Source organism: Streptomyces sp. NPDC022910, assembly GCF_055561075.1.
In genome coordinates this window covers 39270-49606 of the sequence record NZ_JBVHHL010000059.1, presented here as the reverse complement: position 1 = coordinate 49606, position 10337 = coordinate 39270, and the positions used below count along the sequence as shown (strand labels likewise).

Here is a 10337-nt window from a genome sequence, read left to right as displayed (position 1 = left end):
CCTCCGCCGCCAACTCGTCCTCGACCAGATCTTGCGCACTCACGGAAGACCATCTTGCCGCAACCACCCACAGAGATCTATCCCTGTAGTACTAGCTCGTGCCGGCTTAGAGCCTGGTTCCCGCCGAGGTGGTGGACGCCGGTCGTGTCGCCCGACGCGAGTTCGAGGAGCGCTGCGGCCAGATCGCTCGCGTGGACCGGGCATCGGAAGTCGTCTGTGAAGAGGACGCCTTCGCGGGTGCCGGTGGCCAGTTCGTGGACGGTGCGTTCGTGCTCGGACTGGCCGTCGCCGATGATCAGCGAGGTGCGGGCCACGACGGCGTCCGGATGAAGCAGAAGCACCGTTTCCGCGGCGGCCTTCGCCGCTCCGTACGGGGTGATGGGGTCGGGCTTGCAGTGTTCGTCGTAGGGAACGGGGCTCTTGCCGGAGAAGACGGTGTCGGTGGAGACCTGGATCATTCTGCTTCCGGCCTTCGCCGCGGCGATCGCGAGGCGGACGGGTCCCTCGGCTGTGACGGCCCAGTCGGCCCCGCCGCTCGACGCATTGACGATGACGCGAGGGTTCACCTCGGCCACGACCGCTTCCACGCTCCCTGGATCCCGCAGGTCGAGGCTGCGCCAAGTAACCCCCGTCGCGCTGCCGGGCCTGGTCGTATAGGTCGCGGCCGTCGGGCGCCCCGCCGCTACAGCTTGCCGGACCAGCTCGGTGCCCAGGAACCCGGAACCACCCACGATCAGCAGCGTCATGAGGCGACACCCTAGACCGGTCAGGGCCCGGTGATGGCGAGAATGTGGGCGGAGGGGTCGGTGAGGGCCGCGTGCGGTTCCGCGATGCGGGCCGCGGCGAGGGCAGCTTCGTACATGTCCGTGCCCATGAGGTTGGCGCTGGTGTACTTCTCGATGGCCTTGACCGCCACCCAGCCGGGTCCTTCGATTCCGTAGAGGCTGGGATCGGTAAGACCGGCCTCCGTGACCTCCGCGCGCAGCTCGGTGGAGGTCTGGAAGTAGGCGACGGTGAAGCCGCGCTGTCCGGCGTAGCGGCCCTGGGCCAGGGTGTCACGGACGCCGTCCTGGATCGCGGACTCGGTGATACCGGTGGTCGCGATGTAGTCGAGGAGGGGCGAATACCGGGAGATCGCCGCCGCGGCGATGAGTCCGCCATGCCGGGCCACGCGGGCCGCCTCCGTCAGCGCGGAGATCCGGTCGGTCTTGTCGTGGAGGTGGTAGAGCGGGCCGAGAAGCAGAACGACGTCGTACGTCCTGTCCGCGGCGGTGAGGCGGCGGGCGTCGCCCAGCTCGGCCGTCACGCCGTCGATGGCGGCTGCCTCGGTGACGTGCTTGGGGACGGGGTCCACGACGTGCACCGTGTAGCCGTCGTCGGCCAACCACCGGGCGTGCGCTCCGGGACCACCGCCGACATCGAGCACGCGGGCCGGTGCCGGTGGGAGGTAGCGGCGCAGTAACTCGCGGGTGCGCGCGAACTCCAGGGTGCCTGTGGCGGTGGTCTGCAGCCGTGCGGCTTCGTCGGACCGGGTGTAGAAGTCGATGATCTCCGGGCGCACGGCGGGGCTGCTCGTCATCGGGATGTCCTCGTCAGGAGGGGCTGTCGGTGTCCGGCAGAGTAGGGGAGACAAAGAAGTGATCACATCGATTTTCGGAGCCCTGTGATGGTCCGGCCCCCACCGCCGCTGGCACAGTGCCCGGCTCATTGTCCAGCGTCAGGTTCATGCCGTAGATCAATTTTGCTGTGCAGTCCGCTCTGAGAATATGGCGCGGTTTTTCTGCCCGCGCTGACCGACGGCGACTAACTTGATTGGCAAGGGCGTTGGTGAGGCCATCCCCGCTCATCAACGCCGTGACCTGCGGCGACTGCGTTGGATGGCAAGGAACCTCACGGACTGGGTTCGATGTCTGTAGGATCTCGCGGCTCGTGGTACGGGCCGTCCTTGCTGACCAGCAGCTCTTACGCTTCTCAAGTTGATGGCACAGCCGGTCCGTCTCACGGCCGGGGCATTTCCTCAGGGTGTAGTAGGCCCGCCGGGACCGGTGGGCGGGAGGCCCAAGTTGGCGAGCTGAAGTCACGCCTGCGGGATGGCGCGATCTGCTTTACCCCGAAACCTGGCCCTCTTCGCGAAGTGATCAGACCTTGGTCTTGCGCCACGGCGCGGCGGGGTCGGAGAGCGTGTCGAGGATCAGCTCGCACCAGGTCACGGCAGCATTGACCGTCAGGCGGGCATGACGCACTCCAAGCCCAGACGGTGCGCTCGCCTGACCGTGACCGCTGCCGAAGCCCTGGTTGCGCAGTTCGGCGACGCCGACTGCGATGTTCACCGAGCCCGAAAGGATTCTCTTCACGGCCTTGCTGCCGTCCGGCCCATCAGGAGCCGAACCAGCGTCGAGCTTCAGCGCCTTCTGGACCGTGCTGATCAGGGCTGGGAGCGCGGCGTTCCGGTCGACCTCGATGTTCAGCTCCCCAAGAGCGGTCTTCGCCGTTGCCTCGATGAGCTGCTTGGCCGCGCCGATGGCCCCATGGGGATCGGTGGTCAGGTCCCTCCGAATGCGCTCCAACTCGATCGTGATGCCGGAGGCGTCGCTCAGGGTGCTGAGGTCGCGGACCAGCACTGGCGGGTTGGACCAGGAGATCCTCCCCTCCTTATCGAGAGTGAAGCCGTCCCGCTCCAAGCGGACCCTGATGTCGTCAAGCCACTTAGGAATTCCCTGATCGTCCGGGTTCCGGTACGCGCGGATGAAGTCCTCGAAGACCAGGAGTACACGTCGAACCTGGTTAGGATCCGACCAGTCCACGCCCTCCGCGTAGAGCATGAATTCAGTCCGCCGCTGGCCTGAGTCCTGGTACTTCAGCTCATCTGGCGGGATGGGTGCGAACCCGTGGTCCTCCCACAGTTCGGCGACAATCCGGACGGTCAGGTCCGTGGCCAGAGAGCGGAAGGCGTTGCGGGTCGCCGGGCTCACCAGCTCCCGCCGTGCGGTGACGGTCATGGTCTGAAGATAGGAGCAGACCCTGACACCGTCACTGTCTTTTCCCAAGGTGACGTCTGATCCATGCTGCGCCCGTCTGACCAACCAGTCTCGGGTTGCGGCTGACCGGCCACTGGGTGGCCGTTGGTCGTGAGATTCGGCCACGGAATCGGAGATCCCACAATGTCGGCGGACAGCAGTTCGCCGGGGGCAGACAGGAAAGATCGCGGAATGACTGGCCAACGGCTGCGAGGTCATGTCAACGTAGACGACCGTGCAAGAAACCCCAGGTCAGAGAGGTGATTGCCTGTGACCGTAGCCCCTGCGGACCCCGGTTTCTCCACTACCGTCGAAGCCCTGCGACTGCGCGAGTGGCAGCTCGGCCCCGGCCAGCCCACGCTGGTCATGGACCAGTTCTCCGCGGAGGACTTCCACCTGATCGTCGACGATCGTGCGGACGTGCACGTCAGCTCGAAGGACGGCCGGTTCTACCTCGGCTGGTTCCCGCTCGGACGCCCCGGCACGGACGGTGAGGGATGGAAGATCGCCGTCACCGGCACCGCCAAGGTCCGTGGCTACCAACTGTCGTTCGATACCGAGACGCCGGCGGACATCGTCGCCGCGGTCGTAGCGCGCGTGCTGGAGACCTCACGCCGCCTCTGACAGCGCGGGCACCGACAGGAAGTGTCCGCCCCACGATCGGCCAGCTGTCCCGACCGCCGAACCGTTCCATCGCTCCCCCTTTCCTCGTACCCCAGGAGGCTGTTCGTGACGTCCTCGGAGATGACCGTTGGCGATCTCATCGACCTGCTGTCCGGCTGCGACCGGAGTGCTCCGGTCCGCCAGGCCATGAACCCGTTCTTCCCGATGGCGCATCGCTTGGCGCAGGTCGTGCAGTCGGTGGACGAGACCGGCCGGACCGTCGTCTATCTCGCCGAAGGAGCGGACGAGGACGCACAGCTCGGCCACCTGCCGCCCGAGGTCGCCATCGAGCTGACGTGGCAGGGCCCCGTCCAGGCGCCTCCGCGTCGCCCCCGCCGCCGCGCCGGCGGCAACTAGACCCTCACCGAGCCCTTGGAGGCGCCCCTGTACCCCGACTTTCCGCCCGACCCGTCCGCCTCGCGTGGCGGCCAGCCCGCGTTCTGGGTTGGCCCCCGGCACCTGGCCGGTGACGATGGGCGCCTCTACGACGCCGTCGCCGACACGCTCGCCGGCTTGGACTGGACGAGCCTGACGATCGTCCGCGGACGGCACGAGCCGGACGAGGCACCGGAGGACCGTCAGGTCCTGCGCAGCACCGTCCTGCACATCAGCCCCGACGCTCTGCGCTGGGCCCAGTGGAGTCTGGCGGATGAGCCGTTCCACCTGGGAGAGCTGCCGATCGCCTGGCAGATCTCCGCCCGCGCCGAGGCGAGCAGCCCGCTCGCCCAGTGGTCGGCCTACTTCACCCGCGATGTTCCCGGTGAGGCGGTGGCCGACTTCCTCGTCGCGCTCGACGCACGCGATCAGCCTGCCGCCCCACTAGCCGGACCCGAGCTGGTCCTCGACGCTGTCGCCGCCCACGGATGGTTCCGCGACATCGACCAGCCCCAGGCGGCGGCGACAGATCCGACGTTCACTTCGCACATCAGCCTCGGCGAGGTGCCGCCCCTCATCCAGGACGGCGACCCGCGCGCCCTGGCGGCCGAGGCCGACGAGACGGGACCGGACGGATGGCAGGCGTGGGCCGAGCCCGCGCTCGGTGCACCGTGTCTGTGGGCGGCTTCCTTCGCCGCCAGCGTCCCGCACGATCTCGTTGCCGCCTTCGCCGCCTCCCTCAGCTCGACCGCACCGGTTCTGCGGCGGGTGCTGCCCGAGGCCACCCAGGAGCGCCTTCTTCGCGCGCCGGCCATCTAACGTCCCGCGCGCAGCTCTTGGTGATCGCAGTCCGGCACCCTCCCAGTTGGGGGTGCCGGGCTTTCTTGTTTCTCGGGCGAAGTAGTCGCTCGGTCTTCGACGCCCAGGATGGTTTGCCGCCCTGTGACGGAACGATGCACGATGCGGCAATGCACCCCAGCCCCGGCGCTCTCATGGCCATCGCTTTCATCGTCGCCGTGACGATCGCGTTGACGGTCCGTTCACGCCGCAAGCGCACGGCTGCCCTCGCGGCGCAGTGGCAGGCATTCCAGCAGCACCGACGTTCCGGGCACGGGCAACTCCTTCAGGTCACGCGGGTCTACCAGCACGGACGCCGTGGCTCAAAAGCCATCGTGACCTGGTGCGACACCGGTCGACAACAGGACGCCTGGTTCTGGAACTGGCACATTCCCGCAGGCGCTTACCTCCTCGTCAACGCCTCCAGCGGCTACGGGCCGCACAGCCACAACCCGAACGTGCTCTACGTACAGCCCGGCCAGGTCCGTGCCTGGGTGCCAGGCCAGGCTGCTCGCGCTGCTCAACGCGTTGGCCAGTAGCGCGCTGATGCCTCCGACCCATGTGGGTCGGAGGCAGCAGCGTGACGGGCAGGCAGGTCAGCTCGTTGCCGTGGCCTTGGCGAGGGCCTTGTCGAGGTGGCGGTCGACGAGGGCCGGGGAGCCGGAGACGATCAGCAGCAGACTGCCGTCGCGGACCGCGGTCTGCTTGACCACGGTGCTCCGCCCTCCGGTGAAGAACGTCAGGAGCTGGCTCCACTGCTCGTCACCGAGGTCGTGGGGCGCGGGCAGCTTCTGCGAGGTCACGTCGACCGGGGTGCCGCCCGCGACGACCTGATAGGTCGGGCAGCCGGTCATCGCGTTGAAGATCCGGGCGACACCGTCGGACAGCTTCTTCGCGCTGTCGCTGTACAGCTCCTCGGAGACCTCCGAGGAGCTGCCGCCGTAGGTGAAGTCTGCCTTCGCCTTGTGCGGGAAGGAGAGCGTGCCGCCGGTCGCTGCGTTGCCGCCCAGCTCACGCAGGGCCGGGCAACCGTTGACGGTGACGTCGTCGTGCTGGGCCGGACGCTCCGGCTTGGGCACGTAGCCGCTGCCGAGGTCGCTCTGGTCGAGCAGGCGCGACTCGAGCGCGGCCGAGGAGAGCGAGGCCGACTTCTGGACCGCGTCGGCCGGCTTGCTCGTCCGGGCGGAGGAGGGGGCTGGTGCTTGGCCCCGGTGGTGTCGGTGGAGCAGGCGGGCAGGGCGAGGAGGGCGGCGGTGATGCCGAGGGCGGTGGTGGCGACGCGAACGCGCATGACGGAACTGACCCCTTGGTGCTAGGCGACGGGTGGTCAGTGCGGGCCCGAGGACCCGGTGGGTCGTAGGAGTGGTGGTCAGTGCCCGAGGTGGCGCAGGCAGTCCTCGAACGTGGCGTGCGTCGCGTCTGCGGGTCCGCTGTTGCGGTTGTACCAGGCGGTGTCGAGGCGGGTTTCCCGCTGCTGGTGGCCTGCCCGGCAGCGCAGCCAGATTTCGCCGCGGGTAGAGAGGATCAGCCAGTCCCGGTATGCGCCGCACTCGGCGCAGGCGGCCATCTCGCCGTCAAGGACGAGGGGCTGCCTCCACGGCATCATCTTGCCGTCGACCTGGTCGTGGCTCGGCACTCGCAGCTCGGGCGGAAGGAAGTCGTCCACGACGCTGGCCGGCTCGGCGGGCTCCGGCTCGGTCGCTGGCACTCCGAAGCCGGGCGGGACCTGGCCCTGCAGCCGCGCGTGCAACTCGGCGAACTCTCTCTGAGCTTCGCTCGGCTCCTTGGCTCTGCGGCGTATCCGGTGAAACACCCTGGCGTCCTCCTTTACCTCGTCACCTCGTCCTGCGCGTTTCATGATCGTGCCCCACGTCCCCGGTGGTTTCAATTCACAAAGTTCACAGTCGCCTTTGGCCAGGTCAGCAGGAGTACTGCGGCTTCTCCGTTGCCCCGATGACGAGTTGGCCACGGTGCGTGTCTCCGTGCGGCGAATGGCCGTTGCCACGGTGTGCCCGATCACACGTCGTCTCCCTCGACCGCTCAACTTCAAGACGTGTACTGGCTCGACTCGCCGCACCTGCGTCGTGCCTGTCCGTGCTGCAGGTGCACGGATGCCGACGGCCTCCCATGCGGAGTGGGTCGTCACCGAGGTCCGGTGTGGCGTACGACCATGCTGTGGATTGCGGGCGGAGTGGTGGCGGTGTCCCTTCTCTCGGCGATGCGTTGAGGCCGCGCAGCGGCACCCGGCGGGCCTACCGGGCCGCACGCGATGCCTCCTCCCCGTTGCGCCGCCTACCGGGCGCGGAGGGCCTGGACGTTGAACGATGCGGTGCGGTGCGGCTTCCTGCGGCGCTGGTCTCGGGCAGGTGAGACGCGTCGGCGGGTAGGTCGGCCGTCCGGCGCATCCGCCACACGAGCACGTCGCTGACGGAGTCCGCGGTGCCGAGTTCGCGGCGTTCGGCAACGTCGGACAGGAGGGTGGCCGGGTCGTGGCCGGCGGCTTCGGCCTCCGCGATGGTTGCGGCCAGGGCGTACCAGCCGGGCTCGGCGAGGATCTGCTCGGCCAGCTCCGGCAGCGTCTCGCGAAGCACCACGGTTTGCCGCTGGAGCATCGGCCGGCTCAGGCGCCGGCCGCGCTGGTAGAGCACGCCGAGGGGCTGGGCGGAGGCGGCCTGGTAGGCGGTGCGCAGGTGCTCGGCGGCTCGGGTGGCGGCTTCGGCCTGCTGGGCGTGTCCCTTTCTGGCGTGCCAGTGCGCGGCGGCGGTGATGAGGAAGAACAGCATGTCGATGGCCATCGCGGTGGTGGCGCCGTCTTCCCCGCGGCCGAGGGCGGGGCCGCCGTGGACGAGGTCGCGGGCGGCCTGCCGCAGTGCGCGGTCGTGCCCACGTGCGGCGCGGACGTTGGAGCGCGCGGCGCGCTCGAAGGCCGTTGCAGCGTCGCGCAGTTCGCGGCGGGTGTGGGCGGCGGACGTCTTCGCGAGGGCATCCAGGACCTCGCCGGCAGCAGCGATGTGGGCGGCGGCGACCGCATCGTCGCCGTACTCGACGACGAGTACGGCCTGCCACGCGGCCGATGCCGTCCCGCGGCGGGCGGCGGCTGGACTGCCCGGCCCTGTGCGGGGTGCTTCCTCCTGCGGGGCAGCTGGGTTGTCCTGGGCGTCGCCGGACCAGCGCTCCCGGATGCGGGGCAGCGAGAGGTCGGGGGCGAGGCGCGCGCCGGGGTAGAACACCGGCTCGCCGTCCTTGTTCAGGTCGTCCGGCAGAGCAACTTTGTATCCGAGCAGGTCGCCGGAGGGCGCGGCGCGCTTGCGGATGAGGAGGCCGGCGGCGGCGAGCCGGTCGAAGAACTCTTCGTCGCTCCTCGCTCCGGTCACCGCGCGGCGCACGGTTTCGCGCAGTTCCTCGCGGGCGGTGCGCTCTCGTCCCTGACGTTCGGCCTTGTGGCGTTCGGCACTGGTGGGTCGCTGTGCGGCGGTGCCGTCGCCAGGCGCGACCTGGCGGAGGCCGAGTTCCTTCTCAATGAGGCGGGCTTCGGCCTGGGCGCGGGCACCGGAGCGGAAGTCGTCGGGGCGGTGACCGTCCTCCGTCACGAGGGTGGCGACGATGTGAATGTGGTCGTCCGCGTGTCGTACGGCCGCCCAGCGGCAGCCGGACTGTCCCTCGCCGGGGTCGATGCCGGTGGCTGCGACGATGCGGCGGGCGATGCCGGCCCACTCCTCGTCGGACAGGATCCGGTCGCCGGGGTCGGCGCGTACGGAGGTGTGCCATACGTGCTTGGCCGGGCGGGCGTGCTTGGCGAGGGCCATCACGGGCTGGTCGAGGAGCTGCTGGAGGTCCTGGAGGGTGGCGTTCGGGTCGCGGCCGGGGTCGGGGGACATCCCATCGAAGGAAGCGACGAGGTGCGGGTCGGTGTGGTCCTCGTACTTGCCGGTCTCGTAGAGGTAGTAGAGGAGACCTCTGGTATCCGACCCGGACGGGTTGACGCTGGGGATCATGAGCCGTGGTGCTCGATCAGACGTGTGGCGGCTTCGTGGGCGGTGTCGGCGGCACGCCGTACGGCGGCGACGGCCGTTTCGAGCTGGGGGGCGTCTGCGCCGGAGTTGAGAGCCTTGACTGCCTGGTTGAGGTTGCTACCGGCCCAGCCGAGCCGACGCCGGCTGTCGAACAGGGCTGTGATCACTTCGCGTTCGTCGGCGATCTCGGCGCTGGTGCGGTCGAGGTCGCGGGCGGCAGCGAGCGCGGATCGGGCAAGGAACCCGGCGACGGACAGATTGCATCGGGCGGCGGCGGACTTGATCAGGGCGAACTCGTCTTCGTTGAAACGCGTGGCGGGCTGGTGCAGGCGCTTCGTCTCGGGCGGTTGACGCGGGCGCTGACGGGCGCGGGGAGTGCGCTGTCGGCGTGCACGCGGTTCGTTCTGCTGTTCCTCCTGCCCAGGCTTCGATCCGCCCTCGGTCGAAGCCTGAAGGACCTGCGCCCCCCGGTGCAGGTCCTCTCCCGCCCCCTTGGGGGCGGGTTTGGCGGAAGCTATGCTTCCGCCCCAACTTGCTCGCCCCGAGACCGAGTTGGAGTCGGGAGCGGGTTCTGGGGTGGTGCCGTTCTGGGCGGGGTTCGTCATCGCGTTTCGGACCTCGTGGAGCGGGTGTGGTGTTGGATGGTCGCGGCCAGTGCGAGGACGTCGGTCGGCCCCAGAAGGAGACGGACGGGTCCGTCGGGGTCGTCCTCGACGAGCCACTGGCCGGTCGGCATGCGGACGGCGGCGTGCAGGAGTCGCCGACGGACCAGAACGTCCGCCCAGGCGCGGGCCTCGGCGGATGTGGGCTCGGATGAGCGAAGGGGACGCGGAATCACGGCGTGTCTCCTGAAGCGGGACGGTGGCCCGGCACAGAGCCGGGCCACCGGCTGCGACTAGGAGTTTTAGCTGGGGTTTTGCCGGTTCACCCGCACTCTGGGCACCGGCCGACGTGACTGTTGAGCGCGCGGGCCATCCGCTCCTTCGTCGAGGCAGCCTGCTTCGCGCTGGACTTCGCCGCCGGCCTGCCCTCGTGCCGCTTGGAGTGGGCGAGCATGAAGCCGATCTCCCGCTCGTACTCCGCGCGGACGGTGTCGAACTGGTGGCAGGTCTTCATCGGGCGGTGCTCCTTGTCGTCGTGCTGCCGTCACTCCGCAGTTGCTGGAGGACGAGGCTCAATCGGTCGTTCCGGCCGCCCTTCAGGCCCTCGCGGCGGAGGATTTCCCGCAGCTGGACCCGGGTGACGGACTCGTTGCCGTCCCGTTCGAGCAGGGCGGGGACGTGGGGACGGACCTCTTGGACGAGCTGGTCCACCGACTGCTCCGGCTCGCGTGGTGGGCGCTGTGTCTGCGGGGTGCGGGGCCGGGCGCGCTTCCCCTTGTTCTTCGTCCGGGGCTTCGTGGTCGTCTTCTGACGGAGGGGAACCTTGTGTC

General features: G+C 69.2%; 11 protein-coding genes and 3 pseudogenes. 4 read left to right on the top strand and 10 right to left on the bottom strand.

All coding sequences use genetic code 11. The features are described 5' to 3' along the window. Nucleotides 1-92: 92 nt before the first annotated feature. From ACZ3TS_RS35180 to ACZ3TS_RS35170, 3 genes and pseudogenes are all read right to left on the bottom strand, one after another. Nucleotides 93-746, bottom strand: a pseudogene (locus ACZ3TS_RS35180) (SDR family oxidoreductase); the annotation flags it as partial. 20 nt (nt 747-766) lie between these two features. Then, entirely contained in the window at nt 767-1579 is an 813-nt protein-coding gene (locus tag ACZ3TS_RS35175) for a class I SAM-dependent methyltransferase (RefSeq protein WP_467625896.1), read from the bottom strand. 559 nt (nt 1580-2138) lie between these two features. Continuing rightward, nucleotides 2139-2999, bottom strand: coding sequence for an abortive infection family protein (locus ACZ3TS_RS35170; RefSeq protein ID WP_467625895.1), 861 nt, complete (start codon nt 2997-2999; stop codon nt 2139-2141). A gap of 288 nt (nt 3000-3287) precedes the next feature. Between ACZ3TS_RS35170 and ACZ3TS_RS35165 the strand changes: the two genes are divergently transcribed. The 4 genes from ACZ3TS_RS35165 to ACZ3TS_RS35150 all read left to right on the top strand — a co-directional run bounded on the left by ACZ3TS_RS35165 (nt 3288) and on the right by ACZ3TS_RS35150 (nt 5431). Then, nucleotides 3288-3641 carry an SPDY domain-containing protein gene (locus ACZ3TS_RS35165; RefSeq protein ID WP_013000019.1) on the top strand — a complete coding sequence of 118 codons (354 nt, stop codon included), beginning with the start codon at nt 3288-3290 and terminating at the stop codon, nt 3639-3641. Between the two features lie 105 nt (nt 3642-3746). Beyond that, nucleotides 3747-4037: a hypothetical protein gene (locus tag ACZ3TS_RS35160; RefSeq protein ID WP_060881303.1), complete on the top strand. Its 291-nt coding sequence runs from the start codon at nt 3747-3749 to the stop codon at nt 4035-4037. A gap of 15 nt (nt 4038-4052) precedes the next feature. Then, nucleotides 4053-4874, top strand: a complete 822-nt coding sequence (locus ACZ3TS_RS35155; protein WP_467625894.1) for an SPDY domain-containing protein — start codon at nt 4053-4055, stop codon at nt 4872-4874. A gap of 149 nt (nt 4875-5023) precedes the next feature. Next, nucleotides 5024-5431 (top strand): hypothetical protein, encoded by a 408-nt coding sequence (locus tag ACZ3TS_RS35150; RefSeq protein WP_148274192.1) that lies wholly within the window; start codon nt 5024-5026, stop codon nt 5429-5431. 57 nt (nt 5432-5488) lie between these two features. On the opposite strand, the pseudogene ACZ3TS_RS35145 reads toward ACZ3TS_RS35150, so the two are convergent. The 7 genes and pseudogenes from ACZ3TS_RS35145 to ACZ3TS_RS35115 form a co-directional block, all read right to left on the bottom strand. Further along, nucleotides 5489-6183 (bottom strand): annotated as a pseudogene (locus ACZ3TS_RS35145) (hypothetical protein). 78 nt (nt 6184-6261) lie between these two features. Then, nucleotides 6262-6705 carry a hypothetical protein gene (locus ACZ3TS_RS35140; RefSeq protein ID WP_467625892.1) on the bottom strand — a complete coding sequence of 148 codons (444 nt, stop codon included), beginning with the start codon at nt 6703-6705 and terminating at the stop codon, nt 6262-6264. 439 nt (nt 6706-7144) lie between these two features. Then, complete coding sequence (locus tag ACZ3TS_RS35135; RefSeq protein WP_467625891.1) at nt 7145-8887, bottom strand: relaxase/mobilization nuclease domain-containing protein; 1743 nt, start codon at nt 8885-8887, stop codon at nt 7145-7147. Further along, nucleotides 8884-9510: a hypothetical protein gene (locus ACZ3TS_RS35130; protein ID WP_467625889.1), complete on the bottom strand. Its 627-nt coding sequence runs from the start codon at nt 9508-9510 to the stop codon at nt 8884-8886. Before ACZ3TS_RS35130 ends, ACZ3TS_RS35135 begins: the two co-directional genes overlap by 4 nt. Then, complete coding sequence (locus ACZ3TS_RS35125; RefSeq protein WP_467625888.1) at nt 9507-9743, bottom strand: hypothetical protein; 237 nt, start codon at nt 9741-9743, stop codon at nt 9507-9509. The genes ACZ3TS_RS35130 and ACZ3TS_RS35125 overlap by 4 nt, the downstream gene beginning before the upstream one ends. A gap of 86 nt (nt 9744-9829) precedes the next feature. Next, the gene (locus tag ACZ3TS_RS35120) at nt 9830-10021 is read right to left on the bottom strand and encodes a hypothetical protein (protein ID WP_467625887.1); all 192 of its coding nucleotides are present in this window, start codon (nt 10019-10021) and stop codon (nt 9830-9832) included. Beyond that, nucleotides 10018-10337, bottom strand: a pseudogene (locus ACZ3TS_RS35115) (hypothetical protein); the annotation flags it as partial. The gene ACZ3TS_RS35120 and the pseudogene ACZ3TS_RS35115, both read right to left, overlap by 4 nt.